This window comes from Variovorax sp. V118, from assembly GCF_041154445.1.
Taxonomy (GTDB): Bacteria; Pseudomonadota; Gammaproteobacteria; order Burkholderiales; family Burkholderiaceae_C; genus Variovorax; species Variovorax boronicumulans.
Genome location: NZ_AP028663.1, coordinates 5,054,667 through 5,072,023, shown reverse-complemented (window position 1 = coordinate 5,072,023; position 17,357 = coordinate 5,054,667). Strand labels below are relative to the sequence as shown.

The 17,357-nt window shown below is 67.2% G+C and carries 16 protein-coding genes; 12 read left to right on the top strand and 4 right to left on the bottom strand.

Going from position 1 to position 17,357, the window contains the following annotated elements; all coding sequences use genetic code 11:
• Positions 1–3: 3 nt before the first annotated feature.
• Positions 4–249 (bottom strand): DUF2798 domain-containing protein, encoded by a 246-nt coding sequence (locus ACAM52_RS23595; protein WP_062480591.1) that lies wholly within the window; start codon positions 247–249, stop codon positions 4–6.
• A 234-nt stretch (positions 250–483) separates the two neighbouring features.
• Between ACAM52_RS23595 and ACAM52_RS23590 the strand changes: the two genes are divergently transcribed.
• Positions 484–1,398, top strand: a complete 915-nt coding sequence (locus ACAM52_RS23590; protein ID WP_369644709.1) for a LysR family transcriptional regulator — start codon at positions 484–486, stop codon at positions 1,396–1,398.
• Here ACAM52_RS23590 and ACAM52_RS23585 read toward each other — a convergent pair.
• Positions 1,395–2,339 (bottom strand): SMP-30/gluconolactonase/LRE family protein, encoded by a 945-nt coding sequence (locus ACAM52_RS23585; protein ID WP_369644708.1) that lies wholly within the window; start codon positions 2,337–2,339, stop codon positions 1,395–1,397. The two genes, ACAM52_RS23590 and ACAM52_RS23585, sit on opposite strands and share 4 nt — an antisense overlap.
• A gap of 135 nt (positions 2,340–2,474) precedes the next feature.
• Between ACAM52_RS23585 and ACAM52_RS23580 the strand changes: the two genes are divergently transcribed.
• Positions 2,475–3,248, top strand: coding sequence for an SDR family NAD(P)-dependent oxidoreductase (locus tag ACAM52_RS23580; protein WP_369644707.1), 774 nt, complete (start codon positions 2,475–2,477; stop codon positions 3,246–3,248).
• Here the strand turns inward: ACAM52_RS23580 and ACAM52_RS23575 are convergent, their stop codons facing one another.
• Positions 3,249–4,208: a LysR family transcriptional regulator gene (locus ACAM52_RS23575; protein ID WP_369644706.1), complete on the bottom strand. Its 960-nt coding sequence runs from the start codon at positions 4,206–4,208 to the stop codon at positions 3,249–3,251. It abuts the gene before it with no gap.
• Positions 4,209–4,355: 147 nt separating this feature from the next.
• Here ACAM52_RS23575 and ACAM52_RS23570 point away from each other — a divergent pair, with 147 nt between their 5' ends.
• The 10 genes from ACAM52_RS23570 to ACAM52_RS23525 are packed head-to-tail and all read left to right on the top strand — an operon-like array spanning position 4,356 to position 16,896.
• A complete protein-coding gene (locus tag ACAM52_RS23570; RefSeq protein WP_369644705.1) occupies positions 4,356–5,810 on the top strand; it encodes an aldehyde dehydrogenase family protein in 1,455 nt (484 codons plus the stop codon).
• Positions 5,811–5,847: 37 nt separating this feature from the next.
• Positions 5,848–6,813 carry an ABC transporter substrate-binding protein gene (locus tag ACAM52_RS23565; RefSeq protein WP_369644704.1) on the top strand — a complete coding sequence of 322 codons (966 nt, stop codon included), beginning with the start codon at positions 5,848–5,850 and terminating at the stop codon, positions 6,811–6,813.
• 12 nt (positions 6,814–6,825) lie between these two features.
• Positions 6,826–7,896, top strand: coding sequence for a multiple monosaccharide ABC transporter substrate-binding protein (gene chvE, locus ACAM52_RS23560; protein ID WP_369644703.1), 1,071 nt, complete (start codon positions 6,826–6,828; stop codon positions 7,894–7,896).
• 32 nt (positions 7,897–7,928) lie between these two features.
• Positions 7,929–9,455, top strand: a complete 1,527-nt coding sequence (mmsA, locus tag ACAM52_RS23555; protein WP_369647770.1) for a multiple monosaccharide ABC transporter ATP-binding protein — start codon at positions 7,929–7,931, stop codon at positions 9,453–9,455.
• On the top strand, positions 9,442–10,647 hold the full coding sequence (mmsB, locus tag ACAM52_RS23550) for a multiple monosaccharide ABC transporter permease (RefSeq protein ID WP_369644702.1): 1,206 nt from the start codon (positions 9,442–9,444) through the stop codon (positions 10,645–10,647). The genes mmsA and mmsB overlap by 14 nt, the downstream gene beginning before the upstream one ends.
• A 4-nt stretch (positions 10,648–10,651) precedes the next feature.
• Positions 10,652–12,172, top strand: a complete 1,521-nt coding sequence (locus ACAM52_RS23545; RefSeq protein WP_369644701.1) for a sugar ABC transporter ATP-binding protein — start codon at positions 10,652–10,654, stop codon at positions 12,170–12,172.
• Positions 12,169–13,203 carry an ABC transporter permease gene (locus ACAM52_RS23540; protein ID WP_369644700.1) on the top strand — a complete coding sequence of 345 codons (1,035 nt, stop codon included), beginning with the start codon at positions 12,169–12,171 and terminating at the stop codon, positions 13,201–13,203. Before ACAM52_RS23545 ends, ACAM52_RS23540 begins: the two co-directional genes overlap by 4 nt.
• On the top strand, positions 13,200–14,222 hold the full coding sequence (gene yjfF / locus ACAM52_RS23535; protein ID WP_369644699.1) for a galactofuranose ABC transporter, permease protein YjfF: 1,023 nt from the start codon (positions 13,200–13,202) through the stop codon (positions 14,220–14,222). Before ACAM52_RS23540 ends, yjfF begins: the two co-directional genes overlap by 4 nt.
• Positions 14,223–14,232: 10 nt before the next feature.
• Positions 14,233–15,969, top strand: a complete 1,737-nt coding sequence (locus ACAM52_RS23530; RefSeq protein ID WP_369644698.1) for an IlvD/Edd family dehydratase — start codon at positions 14,233–14,235, stop codon at positions 15,967–15,969.
• 9 nt (positions 15,970–15,978) lie between these two features.
• The gene (locus ACAM52_RS23525) at positions 15,979–16,896 is read left to right on the top strand and encodes a dihydrodipicolinate synthase family protein (RefSeq protein ID WP_369644697.1); all 918 of its coding nucleotides are present in this window, start codon (positions 15,979–15,981) and stop codon (positions 16,894–16,896) included.
• A gap of 48 nt (positions 16,897–16,944) precedes the next feature.
• Here ACAM52_RS23525 and ACAM52_RS23520 read toward each other — a convergent pair whose 3' ends face one another.
• On the bottom strand, positions 16,945–17,214 hold the full coding sequence (locus ACAM52_RS23520; protein ID WP_062480564.1) for a hypothetical protein: 270 nt from the start codon (positions 17,212–17,214) through the stop codon (positions 16,945–16,947).
• Between the last annotated feature and the right edge of the window lie 143 nt (positions 17,215–17,357).

The following is a 17,357-nucleotide window of genomic DNA, read 5'->3' as shown; positions in this document are numbered from 1 at the left end:
GGATCAGCGCTGCGGGCTCTGCACCGTCGCCGCGACGATCCGGCGCACCACCGGCAGCACCACGAGCAGCGAGGGAAACGCGGCCAGCCACGACACGCCCCATGCGGCCATCCACATCTGGAAGAGGCCCGAGGCCAGCCCCACGCTCTTGAGCGTGGAGATGCCCGCCACGATGCACGACATGAAGATCGACAGCAGGAAGGGCATGGCGATGCCCGCATAACGGGCCGGCAGTTTTCTTGTGCTCATGATTGGGCAAGCTCCTGGATGTGGTTGTTCAAGGTGCGCGGACGGGGTTGCAGCCCCTCTGAGTCGTCGGCGCCGATCACCGGCACGGTGGGTCTGTGTCGTCGTTTCATGGAATGATTCCTTCGTTTTTTGGCAATGCGGCCTGCGACCGCGAGGCCTCGAAGATACGAACGGCAGGCGCCATCGGGAAGCCACGCGCGCCGCCATAGACCTTCATCCAGACCGAGAGAATCCATGGACCAGATTCAGGACATCCGGGCCTTCGTGGCCATCGTCGACCACGGCAGCCAGAGCGCGGCGGCACGGCAACTGGGGCGCTCGGTGCAGTCCATCAGCCGCTCGCTGAGCGTGCTCGAGCGCAGCCTGGGCGTGCAGCTCCTTCGCCGCACGACGCGGCAGTCGTCGGTCACCGAAGTGGGGTTGGCCTACCACCGCCGCGTGCGGGCCGCGCTGGCGGAGTTCGATGCGGCGGCCGTCGAGGCCAGCAGCCAGCTCGACTCGCCGCGGGGCCTGCTGCGCGTGGCCGCGCCGGTGCAGTTCGCGCCGGCCTTCGTGGTGCCGCTGATCGGCGCGTTCATGCAGCGCTACCCGGACATGGAGGTCGAGCTCACGGCCTCCGACCGTTTCGTGGACCTGATCGAAGGCGAGCTGGACCTGGCCATCCGCATCGGCGAGCTGCCCGATTCCGAACTGGCGGCCAAGCCGCTCGGCGAGCTGCGGCTGGTGGTGTTCGGCTCGCCGGCGTACTTCGCGCGGCACGGGCGGCCGCAGCGGCCCGAAGACCTCGCCGACCACCAGTGCGTGGTGCGCACCACGCACGGCAGCGACGCGCACTGGCCCTTCACGGTCGACGGCACGCTGCAGCGCGTCAAGGTGACGGGGCGCTTCCGGGCCGACAACACCGCCGCGATCTATGCGGCCGTGCTGAGCGGGCTGGGCCTGTTCTTCACGCCGCTGTGGCAGATCCGCGACCTGCTCGACAGCGGGCAGGCCGAACTGGTGCTGACCGAGTTCGAGTCGCCGAGGATTCCGGTCCACGCGGTGTGGCCCTCGTCCCGTGGCAGCTTCGCGCGGGCCCGGCTGTTCGCCGATTTCGCGGCGGCGCACCTGCCGTCGCTGCAGCCGCGCGAGGGGCCCGGGGTGGCCTAGCCCGCGAACAGCGCCGCCGGCACGCCCGGGCTGTCGATGCGCACCGAGAAGAGCCCACCGGCCAGCGGTTCGCTCTTCAGCTGTGCTTCGGTGCGGCCGTTGCGCGCTGTCGTGATGTAGAGCGTCTGCATATCCGCGCCGCCGAAGGCGCAGTCGGTCACGTTGCTCGCGGGCAGCGCGATGCGGCACAGCTCGGCGGCGCTCACCGGGTCGTGGCAGGTGACGCAGGCGCCGTCCCAGTGCGCGATCCACAGGCGGCCGGCCGCGTCGGTGGTCATGCCGTCGGGCAGGCCGTCGCCCTTCGGGAAGCGGTGCCACAGGCGCTTGTTCGACACCGCGCCGGCTTCCATGTCGAAGTCGTAGGCGTACATCGTGTTGATCGCCGTGTTGTTGAAGTACATGGTGCGGCCGTCGCCCGACCACGTCGGCCCGTTGGTCACCTCGAAGCCGTCGTCGTGCCGCGTGCAGTGGCCGTCGGCGTCGAAGCGGTAGAGCGCGCCGGTGGGCGCCTTGCAGTCGAAGTCCATGCTGCCGGCCCAGAAGCGGCCGCGGCTGTCGCACTTGCCGTCGTTGAAGCGGTTGCCGGTGCGCTCGGGTTCGGGCTGGTGCAGGTAGCGCGGCTGCGTGGTGTCGCCGGGCGCGGTGGTGTCGAACAGCGCGAAGCCGCGGCGCAGCGTGAGGAACAGGCCCGGCGCCGACGCGCGCTCGGCGATGGCGGTGATCTCTTCGTCGAAGTGCCAGGTGCGCTGCGCGCCCGTGGCCGGGTCGTAGCGGAACAGGCGTGGCTGCAGGATGTCGATCCAGTACAGCGCCTGCTCGCGCACCGACCACAGCGTGCCTTCGCCGAGGTCGGCGGCGGCCGGCCAGAGGCATTCGGGGGTGCCGAGCACGCGGGGCGCTGCGAGCGGCGAAGAAGGGGCGCTTGTCTCTTGCATGTTCATTTGTTCTTTCTGTAGGTCATGTCGCCTTGACGCGGCGGATCGTATCAAGGCATATTGATAATAGAAATTGAAAATAACTGCATCGATTGATATGTGTTTTGCAATGTCATGAGATGCCCCCTGGAGACCTTGTCCTTGAATTCCCCCCAGCTTTCCATCCATCCCAGCCTGAAGGGCCGCACCGTGTTCGTCACCGGTGGCGGCAGCGGCATCGGCGCGGCCATCGTCGCTGCTTTCGCGGCGCAGGGCGCGCGCGTGGCCTTTGTCGACATCGCGGAAGCCGCCAGCGCGGCGCTCGCCGCGCAGATCGCCGAAGCCGGCCACGCCGCGCCGTGGTGGCGCGCCTGCGACGTGCGCGACATCGGCGCGCTGCAGCAGGCCATGGCCGACGCGGCCGCCGAGCTCGGCGACTTCGCGGTGCTGGTCAACAACGTGGCCAGCGACGACCGCCACACGCTCGCATCGGTCACGCCCGACTACTACGACAACCGCATGGCCATCAACGAACGGCCCGCGCTGTTCGCGATCCAGTCGGTGGTGCCGGGCATGAAGCGCCTGGGCTTCGGCTCGGTGATCAACCTCGGCTCCACGGGCTGGCAGACCAAGGGCTCGGGCTACCCCTGCTACGCGATTGCCAAGTCGTCGGTGAACGGCCTCACGCGCGGGCTCGCGGTGGAGCTGGGCCGCGACCGCATCCGCATCAACACCGTGTCGCCCGGATGGGTGATGACCGAGCGGCAGGTGGCGCTGTGGCTCGACGAGGAGGGCGAAAAGGCGCTGCACCGCAACCAGTGCCTGCCCGACAAGCTGATGCCGGAAGACATCGCGCGCATGGTGCTGTTCCTCGCGTCGGACGACGCGAAGATGTGCACCGCGCAGGAGTTCACCGTCGACGCGGGCTGGACCTGATCAGTCCATCTCGAGCTTGCGTCCGTAGACGCTCATGCTCGCCGTCTTCAGCGCCTTCATCATCACCTTCGCGGCGGGCGACAGCAGCCGGTCGGTGCGCGTGATGATGCCGAAGGCGTCCATGTGGCAGGGCATGTCCAGCGGCAGCAGCGACACGATGCCGTGCGACGCGTAGTAGCGCGCCACGTCGGTCGCCAGCACCGCGACCATGTCGCTTTGCTGCAGCATGCGCGTGATGAACAGCAGCGCCGGGCTCTCGATGATGTTGCCCGGCGGCGCCAGGCCTTCCTCCTGGAACATCAGCTCGAAGCGGTGGCGCAGCACGCTGCCCGCGGGCGGCACGATCCAGCCGGCGCCCACCACGTCGCGCAGCGTGAGCCCGCTCACGCCCAGCAGCGGATGGCCGGGGCGCACCAGCGCGCACACGGGCTCCTCGGTGAGCGCCTCGTAGCGCAGCTGCGACTTGTCGTGCTCGGCGAACAGCCGCGCCACGAGGATGTCGAGCTTGCCCTGCTCGAGCCGCTCGAGCAGCACCGGGCTGGTCTCGATCTCCAGTGACACGCGCAGGTCGGGCTGCTCGCGCTTGACCATCGCCACGGCCGGCGGCATCAGCGTGAGGCCCGGCGCGGTGATGGCGCCCACGTTCACCTGGCCGAGGCGCCCGGCCTTCAGCGCGGTGAGCTCGTCGTGCGCCTGGTTCAGGCTGGCCAGCGCCACGCGGGCGTGGCGGATCATGGTCTCGCCGTACCAGGTGGGGCGCATGCCGCGCGGCAGGCGCTCGAACAGCGGCACCTCGAGCACGTCTTCCAGGTCCTTCAGCAATTTCGACGCGGCGGGCTGCGTCATGTTGAGCACCTGCGCCGCGCGGTGGATGTTGCCTTCCTCGGCCAGCGCCACCAGCAACAGCAGTTGCCGGGTCTTGAGGCGGGCGCGGATGAACCAGTGGTTGTAGGTGTTCATGAAGAGGGTGCGAACGAAGGTCTGACGGGGTTTTCCAGAATCCACCGATTGATATGCATTTTGTCTAAAAAACGATTGGATCGATATCGAAATCGTTTCTAGACTTCCGCCCCAGTCCCATAACAACAGAGACAAGGCAACGCCACGGTGATCCACGGCGAGCTTCGGCAGAGCGTGCGCCAGTACATCAACGGCCGCTGGGAAACCAGCGCGACCACCGGTGTCAGCGTCAATCCATCGGACACCAGCGAAGTGGTGGCCGAGTACGCACGTGCCGACCGGCGCCAGGTCGAGCTGGCGATCCGCGCGGCCAGCGAGGCCTTCGTGCACTGGAGCCACAGCACGCCGCAGCGGCGCGCCGACGTGCTCGACCGCATCGGTGCCGAGCTGCTCGCCCGCAAGGACGAGCTGGGCCTGCTGCTGGCGCGCGAGGTCGGCAAGACCCTGCCCGAGGCCGTGGCCGAGGTGGCGCGCGCCGGCCAGATCTTCAAGTTCTTCGCGGGCGAAGCCCTGCGCGGCGGCGGTGGCGAGAACGTGGCCTCGGTGCGCGCTGGCGTGCAGGTCGACGTGACGCGCGAGCCGGTCGGCGTGGTGGGCCTCATCACGCCGTGGAACACGCCCTTCGCGGTGCCGGCCTCCAAGATCGCCGCGGCGCTGGCGCACGGCAACAGCGTGGTCTTCAAGCCGGCCGAGCTGGTGCCGGCCTGCGGCTGGGCGCTCACCGACATCATCGGCCGCGCCACGCTGCCGGCCGGCGTGTTCAACCTCGTGATGGGCAGCGGCCGCGAAGCCGGCCAGGCGCTGGTCGACAGCCCGCTGGTCGATGCGCTGAGCTTCACCGGCTCGGCCGCCAACGGCGAACGCGTGCTGCAGGCGGCCGCCGCACGGCGCGCCAAGGTGCAGCTGGAGATGGGCGGCAAGAACGCGCTCGTGGTGCTGGCCGATGCCGACCTGGACCGCGCCGTCGACTGCGCGGTGCAGGGCGCCTACTTTTCCAACGGCCAGCGCTGCACCGCATCGAGCCGCCTCATCGTCGAGGCCGCCGTGCACGACGCCTTCGTGGCGCAGCTGCGCCAGCGCCTGAAGACGCTGAAGATCGGCCACGCGCTGGAACGCGGCATCGACATCGGCCCCGTGGCCGACGAAGAGCGGCTGGCGCAGAACCTCGCGTGGATCGACATCGCGCGCGAAGAGGGCGCGGAGCACGTGTGGGGCGGCGAGGCGCTGCAGCGCGCCACCGCCGGCCACTACATGAGCCCCGCGCTCTTCCTGGCCCAACCCGAACACCGCATCGCGCGCGAAGAGATCTTCGGGCCGCTGGCCTGCGTGCTGCGCGCCGCCGATTACGACGAAGCGCTCGCGCTGTGCAACGACACGCCCTTCGGCCTGTGCGCGGGCCTCTGCACCAACTCGCTGAAGCACGCGATGCACTTCAGGCGCCATGCCGTGGTCGGCATGACGATGGTCAATCTGCCGACCGCGGGGGTGGACTTTCATGTGCCCTTCGGCGGCCGCAAGGGGTCGGGCTACGGGCCGCGCGAACAAGGGCGCCACGCCGCGGAGTTCTACACGACGGTGAAGACCGGCTACATGCTGGCCTGACCGAACACATCACAGACTCATCAAGAAGGAGACAACCATGACCATGAATCGCCGCACCCTCAACACCGCCCTGGCCGCCGCTGCGCTCGGCGGGCTGCTGCCCGCTTCCGCCCTCGCGCAGAAGAAACTCGTGCTCGGCTTCGCGCAGGTGGGCGCCGAAAGCGAATGGCGCACCGCCAACACCGAGTCGATCAAGTCCTCGGCCAAGGAGGCGGGCATCGAGCTCAAGTTCTCCGACGCGCAGCAGAAGCAGGAGAACCAGATCAAGGCCATCCGCTCGTACATCGCGCAGAAGGTCGATGTGATCGCGTTCTCGCCCGTGGTCGAGTCGGGCTGGGAAACCGTGCTGCGCGAAGCCAAGGCCGCGAAGATCCCGGTGGTGCTGACCGACCGCTCCGTGAACACCAAGGACGACTCGCTCTACGTGACCTTCATGGGCTCCGACTTCACCGAGGAAGGCCGCAAGGCCGGCCGCTGGCTGGTCGAGAAGATGAAGGACCAGAAGGGCGAGGTGAACATCGTCGAGCTGCAGGGCACCGTGGGCTCGGCCCCTGCCATCGACCGCAAGAAGGGCTTCGAGGAAATCATCAAGGCCGACCCGAAGTTCAAGATCACCCGCTCGCAGACCGGCGACTTCACGCGCGCCAAGGGCAAGGAGGTGATGGAAGCCTTCCTCAAGGCCGAGGGCAAGAAGATCAATGTGCTCTACGCGCACAACGACGACATGGCCATCGGCGCGATCCAGGCGATCGAAGAGGCCGGCATGAAGCCCGCGAAGGACATCACCATCATCTCCATCGACGGGGTGAAAGGCGCCTTCGAAGCCATGATCGCCGGCAAGCTCAACGTGTCGGTCGAATGCAGCCCGCTGCTCGGGCCGCAGCTCATGAGCGCGGTGAAGGACATCAAGGCCGGCAAGACGCTGCCCAAGCGCATCGTCACCGAAGAAGGCATCTTCCCGATGGAAGTCGCCGCCAAAGAGTTTCCGAACCGCAAGTACTGAGGACCGACCGACATGAAACGCAACTTCCTCAAGGCCTCGCTCGCGGGCCTGGCCTTCGCCGTCGTCGGCTTTACGCCGCTGGCCCATGCGCAGGACAAGGGCCTCATCGCCATCTCGATGCCCACCAAGTCGTCGGCGCGCTGGATCGCCGACGGCGCGAACATGGTCAAGTACTTCAAGGACAAGGGCTACAAGACCGACCTGCAGTACGCCGACGACGACATCCCGAACCAGCTCGCGCAGATCGAGAACATGGTGACCAAGGGCTCGAAGGTGCTGGTCATCGCGGCCATCGACGGCACCACGCTGTCCGACGTGCTGCAGAAGGCCGCTGACAAGGGCGTGAAGGTCATCGCCTACGACCGGCTCATCAAGGGCTCGAAGAACGTGGACTACTACGCCACCTTCGACAACTTCCAGGTCGGCGTGCTGCAGGCGCAGTCCATCGAAACCGCACTGGGCCTGAAGAGCGGCAAGGGCCCGTTCAACATCGAGCTGTTCGGCGGCTCGCCCGACGACAACAACGCCTTCTTCTTCTACAACGGCGCGATGTCGGTGCTCGACCCGTACATCAAGAGCGGCAAGCTGGTGGTGCGCAGCAAGCAGATGGGCATGGACAAGGTCGGCACGCTGCGCTGGGACGGTGCGGTGGCGCAGGCGCGCATGGACAACCTGCTGTCGGCCTTCTACACGAAGGACCGCGTCGATGCGGTGCTGTCGCCGTACGACGGCCTGTCGATCGGCATCCTGTCGTCGCTCAAGGGCGTGGGCTACGGCTCGGGTTCGCAACCGATGCCGGTGGTGTCGGGGCAGGACGCGGAGATTCCCTCGGTCAAGTCGATCCTGCGCAAGGAGCAAAGCTCCACCGTGTTCAAGGACACGCGCGAGCTGGCCAAGGTGACGGTGGCCATGGTCGACGCCATGCTCTCGGGCAAGGCGCCCGAGGTGAACGACACCAAGACCTACAACAACGGCATCAAGGTCGTGCCCTCGTACCTGCTCAAGCCGGTGAGCGTGGACGGCTCCAACTGGAAGCAGGTGCTGGTGGACAGCGGCTACTACAAGGAAAGCCAGGTCAAGTGAGCCAAGCCGGCGAAGCGCGCACGATCCTCGCGATGCGCGGGATCACCAAGACGTTCCCGGGCGTGAAGGCCCTGAGCAACGTCAACCTCGCCGTGCGCGCGGGGGAGATCCACGCGGTGGTCGGCGAGAACGGCGCGGGCAAGTCGACGCTCATGAAGGTGCTGAGCGGCGTCTACCCGTGCGACTCGTACACCGGGGAAATCCATTTCGAGGGCGAGCTTCGCCGCTTCAAGGGCATCGCCGACAGTGAGAAGCTGGGCATCATCATCATCCACCAGGAGCTCGCGCTGGTGCCGCTGCTCTCGATTGCCGAGAACATCTTCCTCGGCAACGAGATCGCGAGCGGCGGCGTGATCGACTGGTTCGCCGCCTATGCGAAGACGCGCGAGCTGCTCGCCAAGGTGGGCCTGAAGGAGCCGCCCACCACGCTGGTGACCGACCTGGGCGTGGGCAAGCAGCAGCTCGTGGAAATCGCGAAGGCGCTGGCGAAGGAAGTGAAGCTGCTGATCCTCGACGAGCCCACCGCGAGCCTCAACGAGAACGACAGCGATGCACTGCTCGCGCTGCTGCTCGAACTGAAGCGCCAGGGCATCGCGTCGATCCTCATCTCGCACAAGCTCAACGAGATCGCCAAGGTGGCCGACTCGATCACCGTGCTGCGCGACGGCGCGACGGTGGAGACGATGGACTGCCGCAGCGCGCCGATCAGCGAAGACCGCATCATCCGCGGCATGGTGGGCCGCGACATGGAACACCGCTACCCGCAGCGCTCGCCGAAGATCGGCGAGACGGTGCTGGAGGTGCGCGACTGGCGCGTGCACCACGCGCTGCATGCCGACCGCGAGCAGATCAAGGGCGTGAACCTGCAGGTGCGCCAGGGCGAGATCGTCGGCATCGCGGGCCTCATGGGCGCGGGGCGCACCGAACTGGCGATGAGCGTGTTCGGCAAGTCGTACGGCCAGCGCATCAGCGGCTCGGTGCTGATGCACGGCCAGCCGGTGGACGTGAGCACGGTGCGCAAGGCCATCGACCACGGCATTGCCTACGTCACCGAAGACCGCAAGGGCCTCGGGCTGGTGCTGGAGGAAGGCATCCGCAAGAACATCAGCCTCGCGAACCTCGACGCGATTGCCGAACGCGCGGTGATCGACGACGGCCGCGAGTTCAAGGTGGCCAACGACTACAAGAAGGCGCTGAACATCCGCTGTTCGGGCGTCGAGCAGCTGGTGGTCAACCTGTCGGGCGGCAACCAGCAGAAGGTGGTGCTGAGCAAGTGGCTCTTCACGAAACCCGAGCTGCTGATATTGGACGAACCCACGCGCGGCATCGACGTGGGCGCCAAGTACGAGATCTACACCATCATCGACCAGCTCGCGAGCGAGGGCAAAGGCATTCTCATGATTTCTTCCGAACTGCCCGAGCTGCTGGGCATGTGCGACCGCATCTACGTGATGAACGAGGGGCGCTTCGTGGCCGAGTTCACCGCGGCCGAGGCGTCGCAGGAACGCATCATGCATGCGATCGTGAGCGCAGGGAGTTCCGTTCATGTCCCTGCCTGAAGCCAACGCGGTGCAGGGCGCCGCTCCCGTCACCCCGAAGCTCCATGTGGGCTTCCTGAAGAACAACCTGCGCGAATACGGCATGCTGATCTCGCTGGTCGCGATCATGGTGCTGTTCCAGGTGCTGACCGACGGCACGCTGCTGAGGCCGCTGAACCTCACCAACCTGCTGCTGCAGAACAGCTACGTCGTCATCATGGCGCTGGGCATGCTGCTGGTGATCGTGGCGGGGCACATCGACCTGTCGGTGGGCTCGGTCTGCGGCTTCATCGGCGCGCTCGCGGCGGTGCTGATGGTGGAGTACGAGTGGCACTTCGTGCCGACCGCGATCATCAGCATCGCGGCGGGTGCCGTCATCGGTGCGGCCCAAGGCTGGTTCGTCGCGTTCCGCAAGATCCCCTCGTTCATCGTCACGCTCGCGGGCATGCTGGTGTTCAAGGGGCTCACGCTGGCACTGCTGGCGGGGCAGTCGGTGGGGCCGTTTCCGGTCGAGTTCCAGCGCCTGAGTTCGGGCTTCATTCCCGATCCGCTGGGTGGCGACACCTTGCGCACCACCTCGCTGATCGTGGGCGCGCTCGCCGCCGCGGCGCTGGTGTTCTTCAAGCTGCGCGGGCGCGCCAAGCTCAAGGCGCATGGCATGGAGCAGGAGCCTTACGCTTTCTTCCTCGTGAAGAACCTGTTCTTCGCGGCGATCATTCTTTTCTTCAGCTACCTGCTCTCGACCTACAAGGGCCTGCCCAACGTGCTGGTGGTGATGGCGGTGCTGATCGTGGTGTACGACTTCGTCACCAACCGCACGACCATCGGCCGGCGCATCTATGCGTTGGGCGGCAACGAGAAGGCGGCGCGGCTGTCGGGCGTGAAGACGCAGCGGCTGGCGTTCCTCACCTTCGTGAACATGGGTGCGCTGGCGGCGCTCGCGGGTCTCGTGTTCGCGGCGCGCCTGAACACCGCCACGCCCAAGGCGGGCCTGGGTTTCGAGCTCGATGTGATTGCTGCCTGCTTCATCGGCGGCGCCTCGGCCTCGGGCGGCGTGGGCCGGGTGATGGGCGCGGTGATCGGCGCCTTCATCATGGGCGTGATGAACAACGGCATGTCGATCCTCGGCATCGGCATCGACTACCAGCAGGTGATCAAGGGGCTGGTGCTGCTGGCCGCGGTGTTCATCGACGTCTACAACAAGAACAAGTGAGCGCATGACCGACAGCGGCGTCACCCCCGTGCTGGAGTTGCGGGGCATCCACAAGCAGTTCGCCGGCATCCCGGTGCTCAACGGCGTGCAGCTCAAGCTCTACCCGGGCGAGATTCACGCGCTGATGGGGCAGAACGGTGCGGGCAAGTCGACGCTCATCAAGGTGCTCACGGGCGTGCTGCCTTCCAGCGGCGGCGAGATGTTCCTCGGTGGCGAGGCCATCCGTCCCGCCTCGCCGCTGGAAGCGCAGAAGCTGGGCATCAGCACGGTCTACCAGGAGGTGAACCTGTGCCCGAACCTCTCGGTGGCGGAGAACGTGTTCGCGGGGCGCTATCCGCGCTGCGGCGCGCTGCAGGGCTTTCGCATCGACTGGGCGGCGGTGAACCGCCGGGCGTCTGAGCTGCTCGCCCGCATCGGGCTCGACATCGACGTGACGCGGCTCCTGTCGAGCTATTCGGTCGCGGTGCAGCAGATGGTGGCGATTGCGCGGGCACTCGGCGTGTCGTCGAAGGTGCTGATCCTCGACGAGCCGACATCGAGCCTCGATGACGACGAAGTGGAAAAGCTGTTCGAGGTGCTGCGGCGCTTGCGCGGCGAGGGCCTGGCCATCGTCTTCGTGACGCACTTCCTGAACCAGATGTACGCGGTGTCCGACCGCATCACCGTGCTGCGCAACGGCAACTGGGTGGGCGAGTGGAAGGCCGCAGAGCTTGGCCCGCAGGCGTTGATCGCGGCGATGCTGGGTCGCGAATTGGCGGCGCAATCGGCACGACCTGCCGCGCTGCCCGCTTTCGACGAGGCCGCGCCGGCGTTGCTGCAGACCGAAGGGCTGGGGCAGGCGGGGCAGTTGCAGGCGACCGACCTGCGCGTGCGTGCCGGCGAGGTCGTCGGCATCGCCGGCCTGCTTGGCGCGGGCCGCACCGAACTTGCGCGCCTGTTGTTCGGCCTCGAATCGCCCGACCGTGGCGTGCTGAAGATCGACGGGCGCTCCGTCAGTTTTTCGAATCCGGCCGATGCGATCCGCGAAGGCCTTGCGCTGTGTCCTGAAGAGCGCAAGACCGACGGCATCGTGGCCGAGTTGTCGGTGCGCGAGAACATCGCGCTGGCGTTGCAGGCGCGCCTGGGCACTCGGAAATTTCTTTCTCACGCGGAGCAGACCGCGATGGCCGAGCGCTTCGTCGCCTCGCTGGGCATCAAGACAGCGAGTGTCGAAACCCCCATCGGCTTGCTCTCGGGCGGCAACCAGCAGAAGGCCATGATCGCGCGCTGGCTCGCGACCGAGCCGCGCCTCCTGATCCTGGACGAGCCCACGCGCGGCATCGACGTCGCGGCCAAGCAGGAAATCATGGAAGAGATCCTGCGGCTCGCGCGCGCCGGCATGGCGGTGATCTTCATCTCGTCGGAGATGAGCGAGGTGGTGCGCGTGGCGCACCGCATCGTGGTGCTGCGGGATCGGCAGAAGGTGGGCGAGCTGCCGGGCGGCTCTACCGAGGACGAGGTCTACGAAATGATTGCCGCCGCATGAACCGCCTCTCGACCCTCATGAGCCACCGGCTCGCCTGGCCCGTCATCACGCTGCTGTTGCTGCTCGCCATCAACACTGCGTTCAACGCGAGCTTCCTGCACCTCGAATGGCGCGACGGCCATCTCTACGGCAGCCTCATCGACATCGTGAACCGCGCGGCGCCGCTGGTGCTGGTCTCGCTCGGCATGACGCTGGTGATCGCCACGCGCGGCATCGACATTTCGGTGGGCGCGGTGGTGGCCATTGCGGCGGCGGTCGCGGCCTGGATGATCGGCGGCTCGGTGTCCAGCGACGTGAGCCGCTTCCCGATGCCGCTCGCGATCCTCGCGGCGCTCGGTGTCGCGCTGCTGTGCGGCCTGTGGAACGGGTTGCTGGTCGCCAAGGTCGGCATGCAGCCGATCATCGCGACGCTGATCCTCATGGTGGCGGGGCGCGGCATCGCGCAGCTGGTCGCGGACGGGCAGATCATCACGATCTACTACAAGCCCTTCTTCTTCCTCGGCAGCGGGTACCTGCTGGGGCTGCCGTTCTCGCTGTTCATCGTGGCGGCGGTGTTCGCGCTGCTGTACCTGGCGATCACGCGCACGGCGCTCGGCCTGTTCATCCAGGCGGTGGGCATCAACCCGACGGCCGCGCGCGTGGCGGGCATCCAGGCGCGGCGGCTGGTCGTCGGTGCGTATGCGTTCTGCGGCGTGTGCGCGGGCGTGGCGGGCCTGCTGATCAGCTCGAACGTGAAGAGCGCGGACGGCAACAACGCCGGCCAGCTGCTGGAGTTGGACGCGATCCTCGCGGTCACGCTCGGCGGCACGGCGCTCACGGGCGGTCGCTTCAGCCTCGTGGGCAGCGTGATCGGCGCGCTCATCATCCAGACGCTCACCTACGCGATCTACTCGCTGGGCGTGCCGCCGGAGATCAACCTCGTGGTGAAGGCGGTGGTGGTGTTCGTGGTGATGCTGATGCAGTCGCCGGAGTTTCGGGCGGAGGTTCGCACGCTGGTGCAGCGGCCGGTGCATGACGGGGGCAGGGCATGAGCGCGGTGATCGAGGCGGCGCCTGCTGCCCAGCCCACTCCCGCGCGTGGGAGCAGGGCAAGGCTCAATCCGAAGTACCTGCCGCTCACCGCGACCATCTCGCTGTTCGTGCTGATGGCCACGTTGGGCTCGGTGTTCTACGACGGCTTCTTCTCGGCACAGGTGTTCCTCAACCTGCTGATCGACAACGCCTTCCTGATCGTCGTCGCGGTCGGCATGACCTTCGTGATCCTCTCGGGCGGCATCGACCTCTCGGTGGGCTCGGTGATCGCGCTCACGACGATGGTGTCGGCCTCGCTGGTCGAGAAGCACGGGTGGAGCCCGGCCATCGTGATTCCGCTGGTGCTCGCGATGGGCACGGCCTTCGGCGCGTTCATGGGCCTGCTCATCGAGCGCTTCCGGCTGCAGCCCTTCATCGTCACGCTGGCGGGCATGTTCCTCGCGCGGGGGCTGTGCTACCTCATCAGCATCGACTCGATCAGCATCACGAACGCCTTCTACTCGGAGGTCTCGCAGATCCGCATTCCCATCTGGGGCGAGGCCTCGGTGTCGGTCAGCGCGGTGATCGCCATCGCCGTGCTGCTGGCCGCGGTGTTCATCGCGCACTGCACGCCGTTCGGCCGCGCGGTGTACGCCATCGGCGGCAGCGAGCATTCGGCGATGCTCATGGGCCTGCCGGTGCGCCGCACGCTCGTGGGCGTGTACACGCTCTCGGGTTTCTGTTCGGCGCTGGCGGGCGTGATCTTCACCTTCTACATGCTCTCGGGCTACGGCCTGCATGCGCTCGGGCTGGAGCTCGACGCCATCGCGGCGGTGGTGATCGGCGGCACGCTGCTCACGGGCGGCGTGGGCTACGTGGCGGGCACGCTCTTCGGCGTGCTGATGCTCGGGATCATCCAGACGCTGATCTCTTTCGACGGCACGCTGAGCTCGTGGTGGACGCGCATCGTGGTCGGCGCGCTGCTCTTCGTGTTCTGCCTGCTCCAACGCTTCTTCACCTCGCGCGCCCCGCGCCGCTGACCACTTCCCCATGACAAAGAAACTGCGCTCGACCGAATGGTTCGGCTCCGCCGACAAGAACGGCTTCATGTACCGCAGCTGGATGAAGAACCAGGGCATCCCCGACCACGAGTTCGACGGCCGCCCGATCGTCGGCATCTGCAACACCTGGTCGGAACTCACGCCCTGCAACGCGCACTTTCGCAAGATCGCCGAGCACGTCAAGCGCGGCATCTCGGAGGCGGGCGGCTTCCCGGTCGAGTTCCCGGTGTTCTCGAACGGCGAATCGAACCTGCGGCCCACCGCGATGCTCACGCGCAACCTCGCGAGCATGGACGTGGAGGAGGCCATTCGCGGCAACCCGGTCGATGCGGTGGTGCTGCTCACGGGCTGCGACAAGACCACGCCCGCGCTGCTGATGGGCGCGGCCAGCTGCGACATCCCGGCCATCGTGGTGACGGGCGGGCCGATGCTCAACGGCAAGCTCGACGGCAAGGACATCGGCTCGGGAACGGCCGTGTGGCAGCTGCACGAATCGCTGAAGGCGGGCGAGATCAACCTGCACCAGTTCCTCTCGGCCGAGGGCGGCATGTCGCGTTCGGCGGGCACCTGCAACACGATGGGCACGGCCTCCACCATGGCCTGCATGGCCGAGGCGCTGGGCACCTCGCTGCCGCACAACGCGGCGATTCCGGCGGTCGATGCGCGGCGCTATGTGCTCGCGCAAATGTCGGGCGCGCGCGCGGTGCAGATGGCCAAGGACGGGCTCACGCTGTCGAAGATCCTCACGCGCGAGGCCTTCGAGAACGCGATCCGCGTGAACGCGGCCATCGGCGGATCGACCAACGCGGTGATCCACCTGAAGGCGATCGCGGGGCGCATCGGCGTCGAGCTCGAACTGGAAGACTGGACGCGCATCGGCAGCCACACGCCGACCCTCGTGGACCTCATGCCCTCGGGGCGCTTCCTCATGGAAGAGTTCTATTACGCGGGCGGCCTGCCCGCCGTGCTGCGCCGCCTCGGCGAGAACGGCCTGCTGCCGCACCCGGGGGCGCTCACCGTCAACGGCCAGTCGCTCTGGGACAACGTGCGCGAGGCGCCGAGCCTCAACGACGAGGTGATCCGCCCGCTCGACAACCCGCTGATCGCCGACGGCGGCATCCGCATCCTGCGCGGCAACCTGTCGCCGCGCGGCGCGGTGCTCAAGCCCTCGGCCGCCACGCCCGAGCTGCTCAAGCACCGGGGCCGTGCCGTCGTGTTCGAGAACCTGGAGCACTACAAGGCGCGCATCGTCGATGAAGACCTCGACATCGACGCGAGCTGCGTGATGGTGCTGAAGAACTGCGGCCCCAAGGGCTACCCCGGCATGGCCGAGGTCGGCAACATGGGGCTGCCGCCGAAGCTGCTGCGCCAGGGCGTGAAGGACATGGTGCGCATCTCCGACGCGCGCATGAGCGGCACGGCCTACGGCACGGTGGTGCTGCATGTCGCACCCGAAGCCGCCGACGGTGGGCCGCTCGCGGCGGTGCGCGACGGCGACTGGATCGAGCTCGACTGCGATGCAGGGCGCCTGCACCTGGACATCAGCGACGAGGAGCTGGCGTCGCGCCTCGCCTCGTTGTCCGCGTCCGATGCGCAGCCCATGAGCACGCGCGGCGGCGGCTACCAGAAGCTCTACGTGAACCATGTGCTGCAGGCCGACGAAGGCTGCGACTTCGATTTCCTGGTCGGCTGCAGAGGCTCGGCCGTTCCCCGTCACTCCCACTGATCACACGTCATGACCCCCCGATACCGCGGCATCTTCCCGGTGGTGCCCACCACCTTCACCGAACAGGGCGCGCTCGATCTCGAAAGCCAGAAGCGCTGCGTCGATTTCATGATCGACGCGGGCTCCGACGGGTTGTGCATCCTCGCGAATTTCTCCGAGCAGTTCGTGCTGTCCGACGACGAACGCGAGGTGCTCACGCGCACGATCCTCGAGCACGTGAAGGGCCGCGTGCCGGTGATCGTGACGACCACGCACTACAGCACCCAGGTCTGCGCCGAGCGCAGCCGCCGCGCGCAGGCGATGGGCGCGGCGATGCTGATGGTGATGCCGCCGTACCACGGCGCGACCTTCCGCGTGCCCGAGCCGCAGATCTACGAGTTCTACGCGCGGCTGTCGGATGCGGTGACGATTCCGATCATGATTCAGGACGCACCCGCGAGCGGCACGGTGCTGTCGGCGCCGTTCCTCGCACGCATGGCGAAGGAGATCGAGCAGGTCGCGTACTTCAAGATCGAGACGGCCGGCGCCGCGTCGAAGCTGCGCGAGCTGATCCGCCTGGGCGGCGATGCCATCGAAGGGCCGTGGGACGGCGAAGAAGCGATCACGCTGATGTCCGACCTCGATGCAGGCGCGACCGGTGCGATGACCGGCGGCGGCTACCCCGACGGCATCCGCCCGATCATCGAGGCGCACCGTTCAGGCGACCGCGACCAGGCCTTCGCGCTGTACCAGCGGTGGCTGCCGCTCATCAACTGCGAGAACCGCCAGGCGGGCCTGCTGGCCTGCAAGGCGCTCATGAAGGAAGGCGGCGTGATCGCCTGCGAAGCGCCGCGGCACCCGCTGCCCGCGCTGCATCCCGAGACGCGCGCCGGCCTCATCGAGACCGCGCGGCGGCTCGATCCGTTGGTGTTGCGCTGGGGGAAATGAAAAAGGCGGGCCCGGGTACGCCAGGTACCGGACCGCCATGGGACGGGCTCAGGAAGCGGCGCTGTTGCCCGCTTCGAGCTCGGTGACTTGCAGCGAGAGATCGAACAGCTTGGACTTGCTGGCGTAGTAGCGGTCCAGGCGCCACTCCTTCAGGATGTCCATCGCAAGCTGGAAGCTCTTGTAGTCGAGGCTGTAGAGCGTGATCAACTCGAAGCTGCGTTCGGCTTCGAGCGCCAGCACGAGTTGGGCAAGGATCTTGGCCGATTCGTTGGCCGGGTCCGTTTCAATGAATCGGCGAGCGACCTTGATGGCATTCATGGGAAAGTGTTCCTCGGTTGGCAGGGACCGGGAACTATAGCTAGCACATGCCTGTATTTTGTGACGATTTAATGACAAACGAGGGCATCGCCCGCGAACGTGTCGTCGGTGTTATCACCGAGGCGCATTCCGGGCGATGCGCA